General features: G+C 69.7%; 23 protein-coding genes and 1 tRNA gene. 21 read left to right on the plus strand and 3 right to left on the minus strand.

Annotation, left to right across the window (positions count from 1 at the left end):
• Positions 1-898 precede the first annotated feature (898 nt).
• From ITJ62_RS06385 to der, 16 genes are all read left to right on the plus strand, one after another.
• On the plus strand, positions 899-1,618 hold the full coding sequence (locus ITJ62_RS06385; RefSeq protein WP_228498095.1) for a hypothetical protein: 720 nt from the start codon (positions 899-901) through the stop codon (positions 1,616-1,618).
• A 4-nt stretch (positions 1,619-1,622) separates the two neighbouring features.
• Positions 1,623-2,624 carry an HAD-IIA family hydrolase gene (locus ITJ62_RS06390; protein ID WP_370581854.1) on the plus strand — a complete coding sequence of 334 codons (1,002 nt, stop codon included), beginning with the start codon at positions 1,623-1,625 and terminating at the stop codon, positions 2,622-2,624.
• A gap of 91 nt (positions 2,625-2,715) precedes the next feature.
• Positions 2,716-2,874 carry a hypothetical protein gene (locus ITJ62_RS06395; RefSeq protein WP_162852287.1) on the plus strand — a complete coding sequence of 53 codons (159 nt, stop codon included), beginning with the start codon at positions 2,716-2,718 and terminating at the stop codon, positions 2,872-2,874.
• A 3-nt stretch (positions 2,875-2,877) separates the two neighbouring features.
• Positions 2,878-3,729, plus strand: coding sequence for a TlyA family RNA methyltransferase (locus ITJ62_RS06400; protein WP_124769481.1), 852 nt, complete (start codon positions 2,878-2,880; stop codon positions 3,727-3,729).
• Between the two features lie 4 nt (positions 3,730-3,733).
• A complete protein-coding gene (locus tag ITJ62_RS06405) occupies positions 3,734-4,744 on the plus strand; it encodes an NAD kinase (RefSeq protein WP_124769480.1) in 1,011 nt (336 codons plus the stop codon).
• Positions 4,741-6,438 (plus strand): DNA repair protein RecN, encoded by a 1,698-nt coding sequence (gene recN / locus ITJ62_RS06410; RefSeq protein ID WP_194600351.1) that lies wholly within the window; start codon positions 4,741-4,743, stop codon positions 6,436-6,438. The genes ITJ62_RS06405 and recN overlap by 4 nt, the downstream gene beginning before the upstream one ends.
• A gap of 86 nt (positions 6,439-6,524) precedes the next feature.
• On the plus strand, positions 6,525-8,219 hold the full coding sequence (locus ITJ62_RS06415; protein ID WP_194718987.1) for a CTP synthase: 1,695 nt from the start codon (positions 6,525-6,527) through the stop codon (positions 8,217-8,219).
• Positions 8,212-8,850, plus strand: coding sequence for an NUDIX hydrolase (locus ITJ62_RS06420; protein WP_194600353.1), 639 nt, complete (start codon positions 8,212-8,214; stop codon positions 8,848-8,850). The genes ITJ62_RS06415 and ITJ62_RS06420 overlap by 8 nt, the downstream gene beginning before the upstream one ends.
• 3 nt (positions 8,851-8,853) lie before the next feature.
• Positions 8,854-9,789, plus strand: a complete 936-nt coding sequence (gene xerD / locus ITJ62_RS06425; RefSeq protein ID WP_194600355.1) for a site-specific tyrosine recombinase XerD — start codon at positions 8,854-8,856, stop codon at positions 9,787-9,789.
• An 85-nt stretch (positions 9,790-9,874) separates the two neighbouring features.
• Positions 9,875-10,750: a ParA family protein gene (locus ITJ62_RS06430; RefSeq protein WP_194600357.1), complete on the plus strand. Its 876-nt coding sequence runs from the start codon at positions 9,875-9,877 to the stop codon at positions 10,748-10,750.
• Positions 10,751-10,766: 16 nt separating this feature from the next.
• Complete coding sequence (locus tag ITJ62_RS06435; protein WP_194600358.1) at positions 10,767-11,621, plus strand: ScpA family protein; 855 nt, start codon at positions 10,767-10,769, stop codon at positions 11,619-11,621.
• Positions 11,614-12,249: an SMC-Scp complex subunit ScpB gene (gene scpB, locus ITJ62_RS06440; protein ID WP_194600360.1), complete on the plus strand. Its 636-nt coding sequence runs from the start codon at positions 11,614-11,616 to the stop codon at positions 12,247-12,249. The genes ITJ62_RS06435 and scpB overlap by 8 nt, the downstream gene beginning before the upstream one ends.
• The gene (locus ITJ62_RS06445) at positions 12,215-13,036 is read left to right on the plus strand and encodes a pseudouridine synthase (protein ID WP_194600362.1); all 822 of its coding nucleotides are present in this window, start codon (positions 12,215-12,217) and stop codon (positions 13,034-13,036) included. The genes scpB and ITJ62_RS06445 overlap by 35 nt, the downstream gene beginning before the upstream one ends.
• Positions 13,033-14,133 carry a prephenate dehydrogenase gene (locus tag ITJ62_RS06450; RefSeq protein ID WP_194600364.1) on the plus strand — a complete coding sequence of 367 codons (1,101 nt, stop codon included), beginning with the start codon at positions 13,033-13,035 and terminating at the stop codon, positions 14,131-14,133. The genes ITJ62_RS06445 and ITJ62_RS06450 overlap by 4 nt, the downstream gene beginning before the upstream one ends.
• A gap of 8 nt (positions 14,134-14,141) precedes the next feature.
• On the plus strand, positions 14,142-14,879 hold the full coding sequence (cmk, locus tag ITJ62_RS06455; RefSeq protein WP_194600366.1) for a (d)CMP kinase: 738 nt from the start codon (positions 14,142-14,144) through the stop codon (positions 14,877-14,879).
• A complete protein-coding gene (der, locus tag ITJ62_RS06460) occupies positions 14,866-16,374 on the plus strand; it encodes a ribosome biogenesis GTPase Der (RefSeq protein WP_085514417.1) in 1,509 nt (502 codons plus the stop codon). The genes cmk and der overlap by 14 nt, the downstream gene beginning before the upstream one ends.
• A 90-nt stretch (positions 16,375-16,464) precedes the next feature.
• Here der and ITJ62_RS06465 read toward each other — a convergent pair whose 3' ends face one another.
• Positions 16,465-17,112 (minus strand): TetR/AcrR family transcriptional regulator, encoded by a 648-nt coding sequence (locus ITJ62_RS06465; RefSeq protein ID WP_194600369.1) that lies wholly within the window; start codon positions 17,110-17,112, stop codon positions 16,465-16,467.
• A 146-nt stretch (positions 17,113-17,258) separates the two neighbouring features.
• Here ITJ62_RS06465 and ITJ62_RS06470 point away from each other — a divergent pair, with 146 nt between their 5' ends.
• The 4 genes from ITJ62_RS06470 (at position 17,259) to ITJ62_RS06485 (ending at position 22,303) form a co-directional block, all read left to right on the plus strand.
• Positions 17,259-18,173: an NUDIX domain-containing protein gene (locus ITJ62_RS06470; protein ID WP_194600371.1), complete on the plus strand. Its 915-nt coding sequence runs from the start codon at positions 17,259-17,261 to the stop codon at positions 18,171-18,173.
• 100 nt (positions 18,174-18,273) lie between these two features.
• On the plus strand, positions 18,274-18,762 hold the full coding sequence (locus ITJ62_RS06475; RefSeq protein WP_194600373.1) for an NfeD family protein: 489 nt from the start codon (positions 18,274-18,276) through the stop codon (positions 18,760-18,762).
• A 46-nt stretch (positions 18,763-18,808) separates the two neighbouring features.
• A complete protein-coding gene (locus tag ITJ62_RS06480) occupies positions 18,809-20,329 on the plus strand; it encodes a flotillin family protein (RefSeq protein WP_064295482.1) in 1,521 nt (506 codons plus the stop codon).
• A gap of 279 nt (positions 20,330-20,608) precedes the next feature.
• Entirely contained in the window at positions 20,609-22,303 is a 1,695-nt protein-coding gene (locus ITJ62_RS06485) for a long-chain-fatty-acid--CoA ligase (RefSeq protein WP_228498185.1), read from the plus strand.
• Positions 22,304-22,381: 78 nt separating this feature from the next.
• On the opposite strand, the gene ITJ62_RS06490 is transcribed toward ITJ62_RS06485, so the two are convergent.
• On the minus strand, positions 22,382-22,582 hold the full coding sequence (locus tag ITJ62_RS06490; RefSeq protein WP_194600376.1) for a hypothetical protein: 201 nt from the start codon (positions 22,580-22,582) through the stop codon (positions 22,382-22,384).
• Positions 22,583-22,803: 221 nt separating this feature from the next.
• On the opposite strand from ITJ62_RS06490, the gene ITJ62_RS06495 reads away from it, so the two are divergent.
• Positions 22,804-22,880 (plus strand) — tRNA-Pro (locus ITJ62_RS06495).
• 63 nt (positions 22,881-22,943) lie between these two features.
• Here ITJ62_RS06495 and ITJ62_RS06500 read toward each other — a convergent pair.
• Positions 22,944-23,318, minus strand: coding sequence for a helix-turn-helix domain-containing protein (locus ITJ62_RS06500; RefSeq protein ID WP_194600378.1), 375 nt, complete (start codon positions 23,316-23,318; stop codon positions 22,944-22,946).
• Positions 23,319-23,353 lie beyond the last annotated feature (35 nt).

Genomic DNA, 23,353 nt, shown 5'->3' on the forward strand with positions numbered 1-23,353 from the left:
GGACTTCTTCGTTGAAATGGCCACCCAAGGTTCTTGGGTGGCCATTTTGCGTTAACACGCTTTGTGCGTGAAGTCGTCGTTTCGCGGGTACCGTGGGACAAGAATTCAACAGTAGGTTGACGCCGGGTGACGGCGTCCGAGCACCGTGGAGATCATCGTGAGTGACCAGTCAGCAGACCAGCCCGACAAGGGTGAGCGACGTCCTCCGAGATCTTCCGGTGACAACCGCGGGAACGGTGGTGCTCCACGGCGCGATGATCGTGCTCGCGGCGCTGACCGCCCGCAGCGGTCCGATGCGCCCAGGAGCGATCGTCCACGTACGGATCGTCCGCAGCGTTCCGACCGTCCAGCACGGAGTGGTGACCGTCCGTCATCGGGTGACCGTCCGTCATCGGGGGATCGTCCGCAGCGTTCGGATCGTCCTGCTTGGCAGAAAGATCGTCCGGCGTCCGGCGACCGCCCGCAGCGCTCTGATCGTCCCGCGTGGCAGAAGGATCGTCCAGCGTCCGGCGACCGTCCGCAACGGTCGGACCGTCCCGCCTGGCAGCAGGACCGGCCGTCGTCCGGGAATCGTCCGCAGCGGTCCGACCGTCCCGCACGGAGCGGTGACCGCCCGTCGTCAGGCGATCGTCCGGACCGTGGAAACCGGACCGACCGTGGACACTCCTCTGAGCGTGGTGGCCGTCCCGACCGCGGGCGCGACAGCGGTGGACGCGAGCTGTGGACGCGCGATGCCGCTCCGGCCCGCGGGGACCGCGACGCGTTCCGACGCGAGCGCGAGCTGACCGAGGAAGAGCGCATCGCCTTCGAGCTCAAGTCGATCCGTCCGCGCCACGACGACCCGGAGATCCCTGACGACGTCACGCCGCAGGACCTCGACAAGGGTGCGCGGAACGAGTTGAAGACCCTGAGCAAGGAGAACGCCGACGGCGTCGCCCAGCACCTGGCGATGGCGGCGCGACTGATCGACAGCGATCCTGCGTTGGCCCACCTCCACGCGATGTCCGCTGCCCGTCGGGCCGGCCGGATCGCGATGGTCCGCGAGACCCTCGCCATCACCGCGTACGAGACCGGCGACTACGCCCTCGCGCTTCGCGAGCTGCGGACCTATCGCCGTATCTCCGGCAAGGACGACCAGTTGCCGCTCATGGTCGACAGTGAACGCGGCGTCGGCCGACCGGAGCGTGCCTTGGAACTCGGACGGTCCGTCGATCGCTCGACCCTCGACGTGCCGGTCCGCGTCGCCCTCGCGATCGCGATGTCGGGTGCCCGGCTCGACCTCGGGCAGACCGAGGACGCGCTACTCGAGCTCCAGATCCCGCAGCTCGACCCGAAGCGTGCGTTCTCCTACAGCCCGGCGCTGTTCAACGCGTACGCCGAGACCCTCGAGGTCCTCGGTCGTGAGGAGGAGGCGGCCGTCTGGCACGACCGGGCGATGATCGCCTCCGAGGCGCTCGAGCAGTCCGCTGCGGACGACGAGGGCGAGACGATGGTGGTCGTGGAGGAGTTCCTCGAGTTCGACGACGAACCCGAGTCGCCCACGGCTGTTGCCCCTGAATCCGACGATCAGCCCGGGGAGGAGCCGTCCGGTGAGTCCGCTACTGACGAGAAGGCCTAAGCCCGTGACCCCGCTCGACGGCGTCGATGTAGTCCTCGCGGATCTGGACGGCGTGGTCTACGCCGGCCCGAATCCGATCCCGCACGCAGTCGAGTCGCTGAACCTGGCGGCGGAACACGTTCGCGTCGGATACATCACGAACAACGCTTCCCGGACGGACGCCTCCGTCGCGCAGCACCTGACCGAGCTCGGTCTCAGTGTCGCGCCGGCAGAGGTCGTCACGAGCCCTCAGGCCGCGGTCCGGCTGCTGGCCGGCCTGGTGCCCGCCGGGTCGACGATCCTGGTCGTCGGTGGTGCCGGACTCGTCGACGAGGTCGAGAAGGGTGGCTTCGTCGTCACCCGCTCGGCTGAGGACTCGCCGGCTGCGGTGATCCAGGGCTTCGCTCCCGAGGTCGGCTGGTCACAGCTGGCCGAAGCGGCGTTCGCACTGCAGACGCCGACCGCCGACGGTTCCGAGCTGCCGTGGGTCGCGACGAACACGGACTGGACCATCCCTCAGGCTCGTGGGGTCGCTCCGGGAAACGGCACGCTGGTGTCGGCCGTCCACACGGCGGTCGGCCGTCTGGCGACTGTCGCCGGGAAGCCGGAGGTACCGATCTTCGACGAGGCGAAGGTGCGTTTCGGCGCATCGAAGCCGCTCTTCATCGGAGACCGACTCGACACCGACATCCTCGGCGCGAACCGCGCCGGGATCGCGTCAGCTCTCGTCCTGACCGGCATCGATCGAGCCAAGCACGTCCTCGCGGCTGACCAGCACTCCCGGCCGACCTTCATCCTCGAGGACCTGCGGCAGCTGCACGAGCCCTATCCGGCCACCACCATGTCGCGCGACGGCAAGGCGGCGACGGTCGGTGCGGCCACGGTGCGGATCCGTGGGAACGACGTCGTGGTGGAGTCGGACGGCCCGTCCCGGATCGACCTGTTGCGCGCCGCGTGTGCCGCGATCTGGGCGTCCGGCCGTGCCATCTACGGGCTCAACGTCCCGGAGCACCTGTACGCGGAGTGATGCCCACCCCTCGGCAGGCGCGGGTCGCCAGCGGTGTTCGCCCACAGCGGTTCCCGGGGGCGGCGACGGCGGCGGCCGGTAGGGTTGCCCTGTGACGAACGAACCGGAGCACCCGACCGACGGCCTCGTGTCCCGCGTCCACCTCATCGACGAGCAACCGCTCGAGGAGCGGGCCGCCGCGTACAGCCAGCTCGTCGACGAACTGCGGGCGACGCTCGAGGGGAGCGACTCGCCGAAGACCTCGGCGTAGCGCATGGAGAACACACCCGAACCGCCGGCTGCAGCCGATTCGCCGGACGCCGCCGCGCAGCCCGCCCGCCTCGACGCCGCCCTCGCCGCGCGCGGACTCGCCCGCTCCAGGACCCATGCGGCCCAGCTCATCGCCGACGGGCTCGTGAGCGTCGACGACCGCACGATCGTGAAGGCCTCCCACCGGGTCCACCCGGATGCTCGGGTCGTCGTCGCCGGCGCCGACCACTACGTGAGTCGCGCCGCCCACAAGTTGCTCGCCGCCCTGGACGCCTTCCCGGTCGTGGTCGACGACGCACTCGTCCTCGACGCCGGCGCCTCCACCGGCGGATTCACCCAGGTCCTGCTCGAGCGTGGAGCGCGTCGGGTGATCGCCCTCGACGTCGGGCACGACCAGCTCGTGCCGCAGCTCCGAGACGACGAGCGGGTGCGAGTCGTCGAGGGGTGCAACGTCCGCTTCCTGACGCCGGAGCAGCTCAGCGAGCTCACCGGCCTGGACGAGCGTCCGTCGCTCGTGGTCGGCGACCTGTCGTTCATCTCCCTCACCCAGGTGCTCCCGGCACTCGTGTCGGTCGTCGCGTCCCCGGCGGAACTCGTCCTGCTCGTCAAACCGCAGTTCGAGGTCGGTCGTGGTGGCGTCCGTGAGGGCGTCGTCACCGATCCCGCGCTCCGTGCCGACGCCGTCGCAGGCGTCCTGTGGGCGGCCTGGGACCTCGGTCTCGGGACGGCCGGGCTCATCCCGTCGCCGATCGTCGGCACCCACGGCAACCGCGAGTACGTGGTGTGGATATCGGCGGAGCACGGAACCAATCCGACAGAATGGATGCAGCAGATCACCTCGATGGCTGGAGCGTAACCCGATGGCACATTCCACCGATCCTGCGGTCGCGGCGAGGAACATCCTGATCGTCGCGCACACCGGCCGCGACGACTCGCGCGACGCCGCCGTGCTCGTGTCCAGGCTGCTCCTGGAGGCGGGCGTCCGCCCGGTCCTCAGCGCGCTCGAGCGGGCCGATCTCATCGCCGTCGACCCGGAGCTCGACGTCGTCTCCATCCTCGACGAGGAGGTCTCCCTCGGCGACATCGAGCTGGCGATCGTCCTCGGCGGCGACGGCACGATCCTGCGAGCGGCCGAGGTCACGCGAGGATCGGCGGCGCCGCTGCTCGGGGTGAACCTCGGTCACATCGGCTTCCTCGCCGAGAGCGAGCGCGACGACCTCGCCGAGACGGTCGAACGGGTCGTGCGTCGCGACTACTTCGTGGAGGAGCGCATGACGCTCTCCGTCCGGGTCAAGGTCGGCGCGGAGGTCGTCTACGAGACGTGGGCGCTCAACGAGGCCACGGTCGAGAAGGCGAGCCGGGAACGCATGCTCGAGGTCGTGATCGAGGTCGATCAGCGTCCGCTCTCCTCCTTCGGGTGCGACGGGGTGGTCATCTCGACGCCGACCGGCTCCACCGCCTACAACTTCTCCGCGGGCGGGCCGGTCGTGTGGCCGTCGGTGGAGGCCATCACCCTCGTCCCGCTCAGCGCGCACGCCCTGTTCGCGAAGCCGCTCGTGGTCGGCCCGGAGTCGTCCCTCGCGGTCGAGGTGCTTGAACGCACCGACGGCCTCGGCGTGCTCTGGTGCGACGGCCGCCGGGCCAAGGACCTCCAGCCGGGCGCCCGGGTGGTCGTCAGACGCTCCTCGGTGCCGGTCCGCCTCGCGCGCCTCCACGAGAGCACCTTCACCGATCGACTCGTCAACAAGTTCCGGCTGCCGGTCACCGGTTGGCGTGGCCCCGTCGGACGCGAGGAGCCGATGACCGGCACGATCCACCTCCCGGCCTCCACGGCCACCCGACACCACAGCGATCAGGAGGGCACCGCATGATCGAGGAGATCGAGATCCGCGACCTCGGCGTCATCGCGTCCGGGACGCTCCCACTCGGACCCGGTTTCACCGCCGTGACGGGTGAGACCGGTGCAGGCAAGACGATGGTGGTCACCGCCCTCGGGCTGCTCCTCGGTCAGCGGTCGGACAGCGGCGTCGTGCGAGCAGGCCAGAAGCAGACGAGTGTCCAGGGACGCTGGTTGGTGCCGGGCGACGGCTCGGTCGCCGAGCGCGTCCGCGAGGCCGGGGGAGACCTCGATCCCGCGGGTGATGCGGCAGAGCTGCTGCTCGGCCGGATCGTGACCGCCGAGGGCCGCGGCCGCGCGATCGTCGGTGGCCGGACGGCGCCCATCGGTATCCTCTCCGAACTCGGCGAGCAGCTCGTCGTCGTGCACGGGCAGTCCGATCAGATCCGTCTGCGGGCCGCGCCGGCCCAGCGGGACGCCCTCGACCGCTTCGCCGGTGAACCGCTCCAACTGGCCCTCGGTGACTACCAGCGGCGCTACACGGAGCTCCTGGAGCTGCGGACGGAACTCGAGACCCTGACGAACGAGCGCGACACGCGACTCCTCGAGGCCGAGCAACTGCGCGTCGCGCTCGCCGACATCGAGCAGGCCGACCCGCAGCCCGGCGAGGACGCCGAGCTGGCAGAGCGCGCCGATCGACTGACCAACCTCGAAGAGCTCCGTCTCTCGGCTGCCGGCGCCCGAGAACTCGTCTCGGCCGAGGCCGGCGAGGAGAGCGACGTCGTCGGACTCCTCGAAGGCGCGAGGCGGCAGCTCGACCGGGCCTCGGTGCACGATCCCGCCCTCGGTGCGATCGCCGCGAGCGTCGCCAACGCGAGCTACCTGGCCGCTGAGATCGCCGCCGAGCTCTCGAGCTACCTCGCCGGACTCGACGAGGACGGCGCTCGCGAACTCGAGGTCGTCCAGGAGCGCCGCGCGACCCTCGCGACCCTCGCCCGGAAGTACGGGCCGACGCCTGAGGACGTCCTGCACCTGCTCGAGACGGGCAGCACCCGCCTGATGGAACTCGACGGCGACTCCGACCGCATCACCCAGCTCGAGGGCGACGTCGAACGACTCTCCGGGGAGGTCGACGCCGCTGCCGCGACGTTGAGCGCCGTCCGGGTCGAAGCCGCCGCTCGACTCGGTGCAGCCGCGAGCGCGGAACTGCGCTCGCTCGCGATGGCCGAGGCGGAGCTGGTCGTCGAGGTGTCCGATCGCGACGACCTCACGCTGCACGGCAAGGACGTGATCGCCTTCCTCCTCCGACCGCACGCCGGTGCCGAGCCCCGACCACTCGGCAAGGGCGCCTCGGGCGGAGAGCTGTCCCGCGTGATGCTCGCCCTCGAGGTCGTCATCGCCGGCGCGGACCCCGTGCCCACCTTCGTGTTCGACGAGGTCGACGCCGGTGTCGGCGGAGCCGCAGCGATCGAGATCGGGCGTCGCCTCGCGGCTCTCGCCGAGCGCTCGCAGGTGATCGTCGTCACCCACCTCGCGCAGGTCGCGGCCTTCGCCAACAACCACCTGAGCGTGGTCAAGGGCGGCGACGGTTCGGTGACCGCGTCGAGCGTGCGCCAGCTCGTCGGCGCCGAGCGGGAGGCGGAGATGGCGCGGCTGCTCTCCGGACTCGCGGAGTCCGACAGCGGCCTCGCCCACGCCCGCGAACTGCTCGCCCTCGCAGCCTCGTGACGACGAGAACGCCAAGGAAGCGACACATGAACCCGAACTGGATGGTAGGATAAAAGCCCGTGGTGAATACTTCTGAAGCGGGCAACCTGAACTCTCCGATCGACGGCATCGTCTCGGGCTCCAACGGCACGACCAAGCACATCTTCGTGACTGGTGGTGTCGTTTCTTCGTTGGGCAAGGGGCTCACCGCAGCCAGCCTCGGCAACCTGCTGACGGCGCGCGGGCTCCGGGTGGTCATGCAGAAGCTCGACCCCTACCTCAACGTCGACCCGGGCACGATGAACCCGTTCCAGCACGGCGAGGTCTTCGTGACCGACGACGGCGCCGAGACCGACCTCGACATCGGCCACTACGAGCGGTTCCTCGACATCGAGCTGAGCCAGGCCGCGAACGTGACGACCGGTCAGATCTACTCGACCGTCATCGCCAAGGAGCGTCGAGGCGAGTACCTCGGCGACACCGTGCAGGTGATCCCGCACATCACGGACGAGATCAAGCGCCGCATGCGCCTGCAGGCGTCCGAGACGCCCCAGCCCGACGTGATCATCACCGAGATCGGTGGCACGGTCGGCGACATCGAGTCGCAGCCGTTCATCGAGTCGGCTCGCCAGATCCGCCACGAGCTCGGCCGGAACAACGTGTTCTTCGTCCACGTCTCGCTCGTGCCGTACATGGGCGCCTCCGGTGAGCAGAAGACGAAGCCGACGCAGCACTCGGTCGCGGCCCTCCGGTCCATCGGCATCCAGCCCGACGCACTCGTGCTCCGCAGCGACCGTCCGGTGACCGAGAGCAACAAGCGCAAGATCGCGCTCATGTGCGACGTCGACGAGGACGCGGTCGTGAACGCGGTCGACGTCCCGAGCATCTACGACATCCCCACCATGCTGAACGACCAGGGTCTCGACGCCTACATCGCCGACCGCCTGGGTCTCGTCACCAACGAGGTCGACTGGAGCGGCTGGGCCGACCTCCTCGAGGCCGTCCACCACCCGAAGCACGCCGTCACCATCGGCCTCGTCGGCAAGTACATCGACCTGCCCGACGCCTACCTGTCGGTGACCGAGGCGCTCAAGGCCGGCGGCTTCGCCCACGACACCAAGGTCAGCATCCGTTGGATCCCGTCCGACGACTGCGAGACCGTCGAAGGAGCGATCAAGGCGCTCGCCGACGTCGACGGCATCTGCGTCCCCGGTGGCTTCGGCATCCGCGGTATCGAGGGCAAGCTCGGCGCCCTGAAGTTCGCCCGCGAGAACGGCATCCCGGTGCTCGGCCTCTGCCTCGGCCTGCAGTGCATGGTCATCGAGTACGCCAGGAACGTCGTCGGGCTCGAGGGCGCCAGCTCCTCCGAGTTCGACCCCGACACGCAGTTCCCCGTCATCGCGACGATGGCCGAGCAGGTCGAGATCATCGCCGGCGGCGACCTCGGCGGCACGATGCGACTCGGTCTGTACGCGGCGAAGCTCGACGAGGGCTCGATCGTCGCCGAGCTGTACGGTGCGGACGAGGTGTCCGAGCGTCACCGTCACCGCTACGAGGTGAACAACGGCTACCGCCAGCAGATCGCGGACGCCGGCCTCCAGTTCTCCGGCCTGTCGCCCGACGGCACGCTCGTCGAGTACGTCGAGCTGCCGCGCGAGGTGCACCCGTTCTACGTCGCGACCCAGGCGCACCCCGAGCTGCGGTCGCGCCCGAACCACGCGCACCCGCTGTTCGCCGGCCTCGTCGGCGCGTCGCTCGAGCGCCAGCAGGCGAGCCGCCTGTTCGACGTCGCCAATGGTTGAGTCGGTCGGCGACGCCGCGTCGTTGCGCGATCAGTCGCACCCCGTCCAGGTGGTGTCCTCCGAGCGCGCGTTCGCGGGCAAGGTCTGGGACATCCGTCGGGAGACGTTCCGCTACGGCGACGGCGAGGTCGTGCGCGAGTTCGTCGACCACACCGGGGCGGTCGCGGTCTTGGCGCTCGACGCTGACGAGCGCGTCCTGCTCATCCAGCAGTACCGCCACCCGATCGGTGAGCGCGACTGGGAGCTGCCGGCCGGCCTGCTCGACATCGCGGGGGAGGACCCGGCCGTGGCCGCGGGCCGCGAGCTGGAGGAGGAGGCCGATCTCGTCGCCGGTTCGCTCCAGCTGCTGACGGAGTTCTACACGACGCCCGGTGGCAGCAACGAGTCGATCCGCATCTACCTCGCGCGTGACCTCACCGCGACCGCCGAGGCCTTCGCCCGTGCTGAGGAGGAGGCGGACATCCTCGTGGAGTGGGTGCCCCTCGACGACGCCGTGGCCGCGGTGCTCGATGGCCGGCTCCACAACTCGATCCTGATGCTCGGTGTCCTCACGGCCGCCGCGGCTCGCGATCGCGGGTGGTCGACGCTGCGCGACAGCGGCGACTCCACGATCGGGCCGGGCGGAGCCTGAGGCGTGGCGCTCGATCGCGCGGTCGCCGACTACCTGCGGCACATCGCGATCGAGCGCGGCCTGTCGGCCAACACCCAGGCCGCCTACCGGCGGGATCTCGAGGGCTACCTCGCCTGGCTCGGCGCGCACGGTGTCGACGAGGCACCGGCCGTCACCGCTGCGCACGTGTCGGAGTACACGGCGTCGCTCCGGACACCGGAGGGTCAGCCGGTGCGCGCGTCCTCGCTCGCCAGGGTGCTGTCGTCCATCCGCGGACTCCACCGCTTCCTGCTCGACGAACAGCTCGTCGAGGTCGACGTCGCGCGCGAGGTCCGCCCGCCGAAGCTCCCGGGGCGGCTCCCGAAGGCGATCACGATCGACCAGGTCCGCGCGCTGCTCGAGACGACCGACGGCGACGACCTGATCGCCGTCCGCGACAAGGCGCTCCTCGAACTGCTCTACGCGACGGGTGCCCGCGTCTCCGAGGCCGTCGGGCTGAACGTCGACGACGTCATCGACACCGACATCGTCCGGCTCCTCGGCAAGGGCGGCAAGCAGCGGATCGTGCCGCTCGGCAGCTTCGCCCGTGACGCCGTCGACCGCTACCTCGTTCGTGTCCGGCCGGTCTTCTCCGGCCTCGGCCGGTCCACGCCGGCGCTCTTCCTCGGGCAGCGCGGTGCGCGGCTGTCCCGGCAGAGCGCGTGGCTCGTGCTCCAACGCGCCGCCGAGCGCGCAGGACTCGAATCGCACGTCTCGCCGCACACCCTCCGACACTCCTTCGCGACGCACCTGTTGCAGGGCGGAGCCGACGTCCGGGTCGTGCAGGAACTCCTCGGTCACTCCTCGGTGGCGACGACGCAGCTGTACACGCTGGTGACGGTCGACAACCTCCGCGACGTGTACACGCAGTCCCATCCCCGGGCCAGATGGACCACGGGCGGAGCGGCACCGCAGGCCTGACCCGTGGCCCGGTAGACTCGTCACTCGAACGACAGCAAGCGGGAGCGAGGCAACACCGGTGGCCGGTACGAAGCACACGAGCGCAGTGCAGGATTCTGCGCGCAAGACCGCCGCCGAACTGAACCCGAACGGCCCGACCGGCCGCCCGCGTCGTGAGTTCGCGGTGCCGCCCACGCTGGCGCAGCACGGTCCGGCACGCATCATCTCGCTCTGCAACCAGAAGGGTGGCGTCGGCAAGACGACGACCACCATCAGTCTGTCCGCCGCGCTGGCCGAATACGGCCGCCGGGTGCTCGTCGTCGACTTCGACCCTCAGGGTGCGCTGTCCGCCGGTCTCGGCATCTCCACCCACGACTCCAACACTGTCTACGACCTGCTGCTCGGCACCGTGAAGGACCCGGCCGAGGTCATCCAGCACACCGCCATCAAGGGTCTCGACGTGCTCCCGGCCAACATCGACCTCTCGGCCGCCGAGGTCCACCTCGTCAACGAGGTCGCGCGCGAGACGATCCTGGCCCGGGTGCTCCGCAAGGTGTCAGACGACTACGACGTCATCCTGATCGACTGCCAGCCCTCGCTCGGCCTGCTCACGGTGAACGCCCTCACCGCCAGCCACGGGGTCCTCATCCCGCTCGAGTGCGAGTTCTTCGCGCTCCGCGGTGTCGCGCTGCTCATCGAGACCATCGACAAGGTGCGCGACCGCCTCAACCCGGCGATCGAGCTCGACGGCATCCTCGCCACCATGTACGACTCCCGGACCCTGCACTCGCGTGAGGTCCTCGAGCGCGTCGTCGACGCGTTCGGCGAGAAGGTCCTCGAGACGGTCATCGGACGGACCGTGAAGTTCCCCGACGCGAGCGTCGCCGGAACCCCGATCACCGAGTTCGCACCGGAGCACGCCGCCGCGAAGGCCTACCGTCAGCTCGCGAGAGAGCTCATCTCCCGTGGCGCGATCGCCTGATCCCGCGCGGACGCCCGTGGCCGTCCTCCCTCCGGCCGGCGACACCGGCTCGCGCTCCGCTGAGGCGACGACCGTCGACCCCGCACCGGCTCCGTCGTTCCGGGTGTCGTTCGAGGGCTTCGAAGGGCCCTTCGACCTCCTGCTGACCCTCATCGGCAAGCACGAACTCGACATCACCGAGGTCTCGCTCAGCCGCGTGACCGACGAGTTCATCGCCTACCTTCGCACGCTCGAGGCCGACGACGAACTCGACCAGGCGAGCGAGTTCCTCGTCGTCGCGGCCACCCTGCTCGACCTCAAGATCGCGGGGCTGCTGCCGCAGGGTGAGCTCGTCGACGCGGAGGACGTCGCCCTGCTGGAGGCGCGAGACCTGCTGTTCGCGCGCCTGCTGCAGTACCGCGCGTTCAAGCAGGCGTCGGCGTGGTTCGCGGAGCGCCTCGACCTGGAGGCGGCGCGCCACTTCCGGGCGGTCCGGCTGGAGGAGCAGTACCGTCAGCAGACCCCGGAACTCGTCTGGACGCTGACCGCGCAGGACTTCGGCGCACTCGCGACGCTCGCCTTCACGCCGCGCGAGGTGCCGACCGTGGGCCTCGACCACCTGCACGCACCGCTCGTGAGCATCCGGGAGCAGGCGGCGCACGTCGTCGCCATCCTGCGCCGCGGCGGGTCCCACACCTTCCGCGAGCTCGTGGCCGGTGCGGAGCTGAAGGGCGTGGTCATTGCGCGCTTCATCGCCGTGCTCGAACTGTACCGACACGCCGCGCTGTCCTTCGAGCAGATAGAGCCGCTCGGCGAGCTCACGCTCCGCTGGACCGCCGAGACCTGGAACGACGACAGCCTCGCCAACCTGGGAGCCGATTACGATGCCTGACGCGACACCCGAGTCGATCGAGCGGCCGGCGGACGCCGCCCAGGGCCTGCCGGCCGAGCCCGCGCCGGTGCCCGCACCGGACGTCCCGAGGGCGCTCGAGGCGATCCTCATGGTCGCCGACGAACCGCAGAGCCTCGTGAACCTCGCTGCCGCCGTGCACGTCCCGGTCGGGGCCGTCCGACGGGCCATCGCCGAACTCGTCGCCGACTACGACGGCGAACGCGGTGGCGTCCGACGCGGGTTCGAACTCCGCGAGGTCGGCGGCGGCTGGCGGATCTACGTCCGAGCCGACTACGACGCGCTCGTCACCGACTACGTCGTGACCCAGAACCCGACGAAGCTGTCGCAGGCGGCGCTCGAGACCCTGGCCGTGATCGCCTACAAGCAGCCGATCAGCCGCGGCGCGATCGCCTCGATCCGCGCCGTCAACGTCGACTCCGTCGTCCGCACCCTCCTCGGGCGCGGACTCATCACGGAGATGTTCACCGACAGTGAGACGGGTGCCATCAACTACGGCACCACCGATCTCCTGCTCACCCAACTTGGTATCAACGCCATCGAGGAGCTGCCGCGGATCTCGCCGTTGCTCGACGATGGCCGGGAAGGATTCGACAGTGACCAGCACTGAATCAGAGGGCATCCGCTTGCAGAAGGTGCTGGCGAACGCCGGCGTCGCCTCGAGGCGCGTGTCTGAGCAACTCATCGAGGACGGCCGTGTGGAGGTGAACGGTGTCGTCGTCACCGAGCTCGGCTCGCGGATCGATCCGGAGCACGACCTCGTGTCCGTCGACGGCAGCGCCATCCAGCTCGACGCCTCGAAGCGCTACCTCATGCTCAACAAGCCGGTGGGCATCTACAGCTCGCTGAAGGACGACCGCGGTCGCCCCGACCTGCGCCGCTTCACCGAGCAGTACGAGGAACGGCTGTTCAACGTCGGCCGCCTCGACGCCGAGACGAGCGGTCTGCTGATCCTCACCAACGACGGCGACCTCGCGCACGTGCTCGCGCACCCGTCGTTCGGTGTGCAGAAGACGTACATCGCGAAGGTCACCGGCAAGGTGACCCCGCAGGTCCTCGCGAAGCTGACCGCGGGCATCGAGCTCGAGGACGGACCGATCTCCGCGGACAAGGCCCGCCTGCTCGGCACCGAGGACGGCTTCAGCCTCGTGGAGCTCACGCTGCACTCCGGGCGGAACCGCATCGTCCGTCGTATGCTCGACGCGGTCGGCCACCCGGTCGTCGACCTCGTGCGTCGTCAGTTCGGCCCCCTGCACCTCGGGACCCTCGGATCCGGCCAGCTGCGCGAGCTCAGCAAGGACGAACTCGGCGCCATCCTGACCATCGCCCGCGCTCACGGTCCTGAAGCCCGCGCGGCCGACGGCACGGCAGCGGAGGCGTCGGAGCCGACGGCATGAGCGACCTGAGTTCCGCGCCCGCGCGCGTGCAGGGGTCGGTCCGCATCGTCGGAGCCGGCCTCCTCGGCGCGAGCATCGGACTCGCGCTGCGCGCCAAGGGCGTCGACATCATCCTCGACGACGCGTCGCCCAGCCAGTTGCGCCTCGCCATCGACTACGGCGCGGGTCGTGCGGCGGAACCCACCGACGACCCGTCCGTCGTCGTCATCTGCGTCCCGCCGGACGTCACCGCCCGCGTCATCGAGACCGAACTCGCCGCGTTCCCGCGCGCCGTCGTGACCGACGTCGCGAGCGTGAAGCTCGAACCGTACCGGGCACTGCTCGAGCGCGGCGTCGACCTCACCCGGTACATCGGTTCCCACCCGCTCGCCGGCCGTGAGCGTGGGGGAGCGATCTCCGCCAGGGCCGACCTCTTCCTCGGCCGCCCCTGGGTGATCTGCCGCGACGCCGAGACACCCGCCTGGGCGCTGTCGCAGGTGGAGGGCCTCGCGCTGGATCTCGGCACCATCCCGATGGAGATGACGCCCGACGAGCACGACCGCTTCGTCGCGCTCGTCTCGCACACGCCGCAACTCGTCGCGAGCCTTCTGGCCGCCCAGTTGCAGGACGCCGAGGAGGGCGCCATCCAGCTCGCCGGACAGGGCCTGCGCGACACCGTCCGCATCGCCTCGAGCGCACCGGAGCTCTGGGTGCAGATCCTCAGCGCCAACCACGCCGAGGTCCTCCCGGTGCTGGAGCAGCTGTCCACCGACCTGGCGTCGGTCATCTCGGCGCTCCGGGATCCGGAGGTGCCGGGAGCTCGCCGCACGATCGCGGACACGATCGCGGCCGGCAACACCGGCGTCGCACGGCTCCCCGGCAAGCACGGCCAGAACCGCCGGTTCGCCAGCATCGTCGTCCTCCTCGACGACCGCCCCGGCCAGCTGGGCGCCCTGTTCACGGAGCTCGGCGAGATCGGCGTCAACATCGAGGACCTGCGTCTGGAGCACTCGCCCGGCGCGAACATCGGTCTCGCGGAGGTCCAGGTCCTCCCCGAGGTGAAGCAGCGCACCGTCGACGACCTCGAGTCGCGCGGCTGGCGCATCGCGGAAGTATAGGAAGAGACATGACCGAACAGCACCCCACCAGCACCGATGCATCGACGACGCCGGACGCACCCGTCGTGGTCGCGATCGACGGACCGGCCGGCAGCGGCAAGTCCAGCGTGAGCAAGGCCGTCGCCCGTCGGCTCGGCTACCGCTACCTCGACACGGGCGCCTGGTACCGCGCGCTCGCGCTCCACACGCTCGATGCGGACGTCGACCCCGAGGACTCGGCGGCGGTGATCGGCTCGCTCGACGCGTTCGGTGGCGCCTTCACCGTCTCCCTCGACCCGGACGTGACCGCGTTCTCGCTCGGGGATCGCGACGTCACCGACGAGATCAGGGGCCCTCGCGTGACGGCCGTCGTATCCGCCGTCGCCCGTGTCCCGGAGGTGCGTGCGTGGATCAACGAGACCTTCCGATCGCTCATCGCCGACGTCGACCGCCCGGGCATCGTCGTCGAGGGACGCGACATCACCACGGTGGTCGCACCGGATGCTCAGGCACGGATCCTGCTCACGGCATCCGAAGCGGCTAGAATGGCCAGGCGTTCAGCGGAATTCGAGAGCCACCCTGCCGGCGACGTCGCGGAACAACTGCAGCGGCGTGATCGGGCGGACTCCAGGGTCGTCGACTTCATGAACGCGGCGGACGGAGTGACCACGGTCGACTCCACGCACATCGACTTCGACGAGACGGTCGACGCGGTCGTCCGCGTCACCGAATCCCTCACAGCAAGGAACTCCCATGGCTCACGATGACGAGCAGTTCGACGGAGGCCCCGACGACCTCGCGGACCGCCTCCAGGACATGGACGAGGAGCTCGCTACCCAGCGGGCCGCGTCCCTCCGCTCCGGCCTGGCCGACTACGACCTCGAGGGCGACGACCTCGACATCCTCGACGGCGCGACGGAGGATCCGGACGAGATCCGCTTCCTGCCGGCGCTGCCCGTCGTGGCGATCGTCGGTCGCCCGAACGTGGGCAAGTCCGCGCTGGTGAACCGCATCCTCGGTCGTCGTGAGGCCGTCGTGGAGGACACCCCCGGTGTCACCCGCGACCGCGTCAACTACAAGGCTGAGTGGAACGACCGTCGCTTCACGGTCGTCGACACCGGTGGGTGGGAACCCGACGCCAAGGGGATCGACGCGTCCGTCGCGGCCCAGGCCGAGATCGCCATCGACCTCTCCGACGTCGTGATCTTCGTGGTCGACGCCATGGTCGGCGCCACGGCGACCGACGAGCAGGTCGTCAAGCTGCTCCGCAAGACCGGACGCCCCGTCTTCCTCGTCGCCAACAAGGTCGACGACGCCCGTCAGGAGCCGGAGGCCGCGGCGCTCTGGAACCTCGGTCTCGGCGAGCCCCACCCGGTCTCCGCGATCCACGGTCGTGGTGTCGCCGACCTCCTCGACAAGATCCTCAAGGTCCTCCCGCAGGTCTCGGCCGTCGCGAAGGACGAGTTCGGCGGCCCCCGCCGCGTCGCGATCCTCGGACGCCCGAACGTCGGCAAGTCCAGCCTGCTCAACAAGACCGCAGGCGAGGAGCGGGTCGTCGTCAACGACCTCGCCGGTACCACCCGCGACCCGGTCGACGAGCAGATCGAGCTCGGCGGCAAGATCTGGCGCTTCGTCGACACCGCGGGCATCCGTCGTCGCGTGCACCTGTCGCAGGGTGCCGACTTCTACGCGTCGCTCCGCACGAGCACGGCGCTCGAGAAGGCCGAGGTGGCCGTCGTCCTCATCGACGTCACCGAGGTGATCAGCGAGCAGGACGTGCGCATCATCGACCTCGTCCTCGAGAGCGGTCGCGCCCTCGTGCTCGCCTTCAACAAGTGGGACCAGCTCGACGACGAACGCCGGAAGTACTTGGAGCGCGAGATCGAACAGGACCTCTCGCACGTGTCGTGGGCGCCGCGCGTCAACATCTCCGCGCGGACGGGCCGTCACCTGGAGCGTCTCGTCCCGGCCCTCGAGGTCGCACTCGAGTCGTGGGACATGCGTATCCCCACCGGCAAGTTCAACGCCTTCCTCGCTGAGCTCACGGCGGCGCACCCGCACCCGCTGCGTGGTGGCAAGCAGCCCCGCATCCTGTTCGGCACGCAGGCCGCGAGCCGCCCGCCGACCTTCGTGCTCTTCACGACCGGATTCCTCGACCCCGGTTACCGTCGCTACGTGATCCGTCGCCTGCGCGAGATCTGGGGCTTCGAGGGCACGCCGATCAACGTCAACATGCGCGTCCGCGAGAAGCGCCAGCGCTGATCTCCCGCGTCCGTCTGCCGGACGGCGACGACGAAGGCCCGGGACCACTCCATGGAGTGGTCCCGGGCCTTCGTCGTGGTCGAGGCGGGTTCAGCGGCGCTCAGATGCGGCCTCTGCCGCCGGCGCGAGGGCGGATGCGGGCTCGGCTTCGAACGGCCACCAGCTCGGGAGCAGCTCGCGGATGACCCCGAGGAACGATTCGATGTCGCGCGGAGCGGGGGTGTCGAGCCACACGCGGAAGGTCGCCACCGACCCTGCGGCGACGAAGTGCGCCGCGGACCGCATGAAGAGGTCGCGCTGCTCCTCACCCAGGCATTCGGCGTGGGGGAGGGTGATCGCCCCGCGCTCGAAGATGTCGAGCACGGTGGATGTGAACACCCGGTTGAGCATCGGCTGGAGACTCGCACCGAGGAGGTCGTCGCCGAGCCCGACCCGGTAGATGTCGGCTCGTTCGTCGAGGTGGCGGAGCGCGGCGACCGTGGCCCGCGTGATCGCCGCTGGGGCGTCGTCCGCGGAGACGGTCGCCAAGTGGGTCACGCTCAGTTCCGTGAGCTCCTCGGCGAGGACCGATTCGAGCAGCTCGCACGGCGCCGCCGCGTGCTGGTAGAAGGTCGATCGGTTGATGCCGGCGCGTGCGGCGATCTCCGAGACGGAGATCTCGGAGGTGGGGCGTTCTGCGGCGAGCTGCAGGATCGTGCGCGCGAGCCGTGCCCGCGTCCGGCGTTGACGTGCATCCATGAGGGTCCTTCGCGTGGGTTCGGTGCGGCGGGCGCGAGCGCGGCCAATGCAATACTTGCGTTCAATATATAACATATTCTGCACGTGCTGGGGATGTCTGCACGTCCGAGGGCGTGGCGCACACCGTTTCGTGCCAGGCTGGTCCAATGACTGATGCGCATCCTCCCGGCGGCCCCGTCCGGGACGCCGGGGATGCCTGGGTCGAATCCGGGGACGGCCGCAAGTTCTGGGGGAGGTTCGGTGCAGCCGGACTCCTCGTGCACGATCGGGCGCGCGGCGTGCTGTTGCAGCACCGGGCCGGTTGGAGCCACTTCGGCGGCACCTGGGGCATCCCGGGAGGCGCTCGTCATCAGTTCGAGAGCGCTGTCGACGGTGCGGTCCGCGAGTCGCACGAGGAGGCGGGTGTCCCCGCCGAGTCGATCGAGCTACGGTTCGACTCCGTGCTCGATCTCGGGTTCTGGTCGTACACGACGGTGATCGTCGAGGCGGTCGAGCCGTTCGAACCCGTGGTGTCTGACCCGGAGAGCATCGCCCTCGCCTGGGTGCCGCTCGCCGAGGTCGAGACGTTGCCCCTGCACCCCGGCTTCGCCGATTCGTGGCCGGGCCTGCGGTCGCAGCTCGAGCGCCGCGTCACGGTCGTCGTCGACGTCGCGAACGTCGTCGGCTCACGTCCGGACGGATGGTGGAAGGACCGTGCCGGAGCCGCGCAGCGTTTCGTCGCGCGACTCGGCCGTCTCGCGCACGAGGGACTCGACGCCCAGGCGCTCGACCTCGACTTCAACCGCTGGTGGCCGGCCTACGTCGCCGTCGTCGAAGGACAGGCCCGTGGCGTCCACACCGATGACGACGTGCACGAGCCCGGGCACGAGCTGCGGGCGGGCGTCTCGGTCGTCGATGCGGCCGGGAGTGGCGACGACGCCATCGTGGACGTCGTCCAGGAGCTCGACGGGGCGGTCGTCGTGGTCACCTCGGACCGCGGATTGCGCGAACGCGTCGAGCGTCTGGGCGCGACGACGCGCGGTGCCGGCTGGCTGACGGACCTGCTCGACGCGGTGAACTGAGGGCCTCCGCAGTCGCTCCACAGGAGCCTGCAGCCCGTCGGCGCCGTCACGGGAGACCGCTTTCCCGCACGCCGCCTGGGCGTTCAGTAGGGTTGGTGCCATGACCCTGTTCATCATCGTCGGCGCCGTCGGTCTCGTGATCGTCCTCATCTCCCTGGTCTTCGGTGAGATCTTCGACTTCCTGGACGGGGCCGTCTCGGCCACCGCGCTCGGGAGCGCGTTCACCGTCTTCGGTGCGGTCGGCGCGATCGTGCTCGCGAACGGGCTACCTCCCTGGTCCGCGTATGTCATCTCGGCCGTCATCGGTGTCCTCGTGCTCGTCGGCGTCCAGCTGATGATCCGGAGTTTCAAGCGCTCGGAGGACGGCACGCCGAGTTCACCGCTCGGCCTCTACGGGGTCGCCCGGTCGACCATCTCGGCTTCCTTCGGCGAAGTCAGCCTCGACGGTCCGCACGAGATCGAGACGCGCCTCGCGTTCTCCGACACCCGGATCGAGACCGGCAGTCGGATCCGCGTGGTCGAGCTCCAGGGTTCCCGCGTGAAGGTCGAACCCGCGTCGAGCGGAGCCGCTGCCGGCACGCAGCCCTGATTCCATCCATCCACCAGCACGCCCTCGAGGGGAAGGCACCTGCCCTATGGACTTCATCACCACCAACATCACGGTGATCGCCGTGATCGCACTCGTCGTGGTGGCGCTCGCGATCGTCGCGTTCGTCGCCGGACGGATCAAGCGCGTACCGCCGAACCAGGCGCTCGTCATCGTCGGTCGGGGGGCCGGCGCCAAGACGGGTGAGCCCGATGGCGGTCAGCGCGTCGTCATCGGTGGGCGGGTGTTCATCTGGCCGATCCTGCAGCAGGGCTTCCCGATCTCGCTCGAGCAGCGCCAGATCGGCATCGTCGTGGAGGGCGTCGACACCAACTTCATCAAGGTCGCCATCCAGGCGAGCGTGAACTTCAAGGTGTCCGGCACGCCGGAGGGTGTGCGCCGTGCTGCGCAGCGCTTCCTCTCGCAGCAGGGGTCGCTGACACAGATCATCCAGCAGTCCCTCGAAGGTTCGCTGCGTTCCATCATCGGCAACATGCCGATCAAGGAGATCATCTCCAACCGCAACGCCCTGTCTGAAGCGGTGGTCGAGGCGACCAAGACGGATCTCGCCGAGCAGGGCCTCCAGGTCGACCTGCTGAACATCTCCGACATCTCGACGCCGGGCACCAACTACCTCGCCGACCTCGGTCGAGCGGAGAACGCGCTCGCCCGGCAGAACGCGGAGATCAAGGAGGCCGAGACCGCTCGTGCGTCCGAGTTCGCGCGGATCGAAGCGGCGGAGCAGGTCGCGGAGCGCCAGAAGGCCCTGAGCCTCAAGCAGGCGACCATCAAGGCGGAGACCGACCGCGCGAACGCCGAGGCCGAAGCCTCCGGTCAGCTCGCCACGGCGCAGCAGGACCGCCTGGTCGCGGAGCAGGAGCGTGAGGCGCTCGCCGAGAAGGCGAAGGTGGAGCAGGAGCGCCTCGACATCGAGGTGCGCAAGCCGGCCGAAGCCGACGCGTACGCGACGGTCCAGCGCGCGCAGGCGGCCCGAGATGCGGCCAATGCCGCAACGGAAGCCGACGCGTTCAAGCGCAAGACCATCGCCGAGGCGAACAAGGTCGCGGCGGTGCAGGACGCCCAGGCGGCTGCGGAGTCCGTGCGTCTCGCCGGTACCGCTGAGCGCGACAAGCAGATCGCGCTGGCCGAGGGTATCCGTGCCCAGGGTGACGCGAAGGCGTCGGCTGTGGCCGCGGAGGGTCTGGCGGAGGCCGAGGCGATCGACGCGAAGGCGGAGGCACTGAAGAAGTACGGTGAGGCCGGGCTCGCGTCCGAGATCATCGCCCGTCTGCCTGAGATCACGCGCGCCGTGTCCGAGCCGCTCGGCAACATCTCGAACCTCACGGTCATCTCGACCGAGGGCGCGTCCGCCGTCACGAAGACGGTCGGCCAGGTGGTCAGCGAGGTTCCGAAGGTGGTCAAGGACATCACCGGGCTCGACCTGTCCGCCCTCCTGGGCGGGGTCGCCGGTGGCGCGCTGGGGGAGAACCTCCAGCAGGCGATGTCCGACAACGCGGCTGCGGCCGCGAAGCGTCAGCCGAAGACGCCCGCGTCACCCGACGCCGTCTGAGTCGCCGTATCATCGGGAGCCGGTCGCCTTCGGGTGGCCGGCTTCTGGCGTTGTCCGACGACTCCTCGGGCGATTCACTGGTGTCGCTTTGGAGCTTGTCAAGCGGTCCGGTCGCATCCCCGGTCGGGCATACGCGCCCGCCTAGGGTGGAGGCATGCGTGCGGTGCGCGCGGTGTCATCTGGAGGATCGTCGTGGACCATCGAGGAAACACAGCCGAGCAGCGTGAGGGCGAGCAGTCGTCGGAGCCGACCGAGGCCGGCGAGGCCCAGCGTCAGCGTCTGGCCGAGCGGCCGTGGCTGTCCTCCTACGCCAGTGGCGTGCCCGCCGACATCGACGAGGTCACCGAGACGCTCGTCGACCTGCTCGACACCTCGGTGAAGCGCTTCGGTGATCGCATCGCCCTGGAGTTCTTCGGTGCCGAGACGAGCTACAGCGAGCTCGGCGAACAGGTCGCGCGAGCGGCCGAAGGGCTCCGCAAGCTCGGCGTGAAGCCGGGCGACCGCGTGGCGCTCGTGCTACCGAACTGCCCGCAGCACGTCGTCGCGTTCTATGCGGCGCTCCGGCTCGGTGCGACGGTCATCGAGCACAACCCGCTCTACACGGCTCGCGAGCTGCGGCATCAGTTCGAGGACCACGGCGCGCACGTCGCGATCGTGTGGGACAAGGTCTACGACCTCGTCGCCGACCTCCCGGCCGACGTGATGCGCGGCCGGATCGTGTCCGTCGACATCACGCAGGCCCTGCCGTTGTCGAAACGTCTGGCGCTCCGGCTGCCGGTGAAGCGTGCGCGTGAGTCGCGTGCGGCGATGACGGCCACGCCGTCAGCCAAGCACGTACTCCCGTGGGAGCGGTTGATCGGCGGACGGAAGCTGTCGAAGCGGGTCGTGCGTCCGACGCTCGACGACACCGCGCTCCTGCAGTACACGAGTGGGACGACCGGGGCACCGAAGGGCGCCATCCTGACCCATCGCAACCTGCGGGCCAACGCGGCTCAGGGTCGCGCCTGGGTGCCTGGGCTGAGCGAGGGCGGCGAGGTCTTCTACGGGGTGCTGCCGCTGTTCCACGCCTATGGCATGACGCTGTGCCTGACGTTCGCGATGAGCATCGGGGCGCGGCTCGTGCTGTTCCCGAAGTTCGACCTGGAGCTGGTGCTCACGGCGGCGAAGAAGTCCCCGCCGACGTTCCTGCCGGCGGTGCCGCCCATCTACGACGCGCTGTCGCGTGCTTCGAGCCGCAAGGGCGTCGACCTGACGAGTGTCCGCTTCGCGATCTCCGGTGCGATGAGCCTCCCGGTGTCGACGGTCACGCGGTGGGAGGAGGCGACCGGCGGTCTGCTCGTCGAGGGCTACGGGATGACGGAGTCGTCGCCGGTGGCGCTCGGCAACCCGATCGGTCCGTCGCGTCGGCCGGGCACCGTGGGTGTGCCGTTCCCGAGCACCGAGATCCGCGTCGTCGATCCCGAGAACCCGACGGTCGACCGTGCGGCGGGGGAGTCGGGTGAGTTGCTGCTCCGTGGTCCGCAGGTCTTCCAGGGCTACTGGGGTCGTCCGGACGAGTCGCGCGAGGCGTTGCTCGAGGGCGGCTGGTTGCGGACCGGTGACATCGTGACGGTGTCGGCGGACGGCTTCGTGACGGTCATCGACCGGGTGAAGGAGCTCATCATCACCGGTGGGTTCAACGTCAGCCCGTCCGAGGTGGAGGAGACGCTCCTGTCGCACCCGGACGTCGAGTCGGCCGCCGTGGTCGGCCTGCCGCGCGACTCCGGTGGCGAGGACGTGACGGCCGCGGTGGTCATGCGTGCCGGGACGGTGTTCGACGCCGGCTCGCTGCGCGACTACTGCCGGACCCGCCTCACGGCGTACAAGGTGCCGAAGCGGGTCGTGCAGCTCGACGAGTTGCCGACGTCGCTCATCGGAAAGGTGCTGCGCCGCAAGGTGCGCGACCAGCTCGTCGCGGATCGCAAGGCCGAGTAGCGCCTGTCCGGGCACCTGCCCGGACCTCCCGGCACGTCGAGGGATGCGTCCTGGAGATGCCTCGTCGTGTCGCGGTGGTCAGCCGCGGGACTCGGGGTGCAGCCAGTGGCGCACGACGGGGATGAGCAGTGACAGCGCGATGAAGGTGATGGCGCCGCCGATGATGGCGTCGTCGATCGGCGTGTTGCGGCTGACCTGCACGATGCCGGAGACGATCGCGACGGGCAGAGCGGTGAGGGCCGCGACGCGGACCTCTTTCCAGTAGTGGCTGTAGCGCATGGTGGTCCTTCGTCGGGTGACCGGATCGGTCGGTTCGTCCTGTCACGCGGGCGCGGACGAGTCACGGTAGCGTGCCCCGTGCGGGGGTGGGCAGGGGAGACCTCCCGCCCGACGAGCACGGCTTGTTTGGGCAGGGCCGTGGTCGCCGGAGCCGTGTCACGGAGCGCCCTCGGAATCCGCTAGACTGTTCGAGTTGTCTTCTCCGCCCGCGGAGATGGCATCGGGCTGTGGCGCAGCTTGGTAGCGCACTTGACTGGGGGTCAAGGGGTCGCAGGTTCAAATCCTGTCAGCCCGACCATGAAGTCCCGGAAACCATCTGGTTTCCGGGACTTTTTCGTTGGCCCGCAGCGCGGGCAGGCGGTCAGGACCGCTCGTCGTATGCCGTTCGACTCGCTTCGATCACGGGGACGTGCTCGCCGGCCCACTCGGCGAGTGCCACCGCATGGGGGATGAGCGACTGCGCGAGGTCTGTCAGCTCGTACTCGACCCGCGGCGGCACTTCGGCGAAGGTGGTGCGGATGACGAGCCCGTCGCGCTCCAGGTTCCTGAGGGTGAGGGTGAGCATGCGTCGGGAGATGCCCGGGATGCGCTGCTCGAGCTCGGTGAACCGGAATGGGCCGTCATGGAGCGTCGCGATGAGGAGGAGCGCCCACTTGTCGGCGATGCGGTCCAGGAGTGAGCGGATGGCCTTGCCCTGGTCGCCCCGGACGGAACACAGCCTCTGGTAGCGGAACACGGCACCCCTCGCGGCTCGGTCACACGCGTGTGCCT

The organism is Plantibacter sp. VKM Ac-2876 (assembly GCF_015350715.1).
GTDB lineage: Bacteria > Actinomycetota > Actinomycetes > Actinomycetales > Microbacteriaceae > Plantibacter > Plantibacter auratus.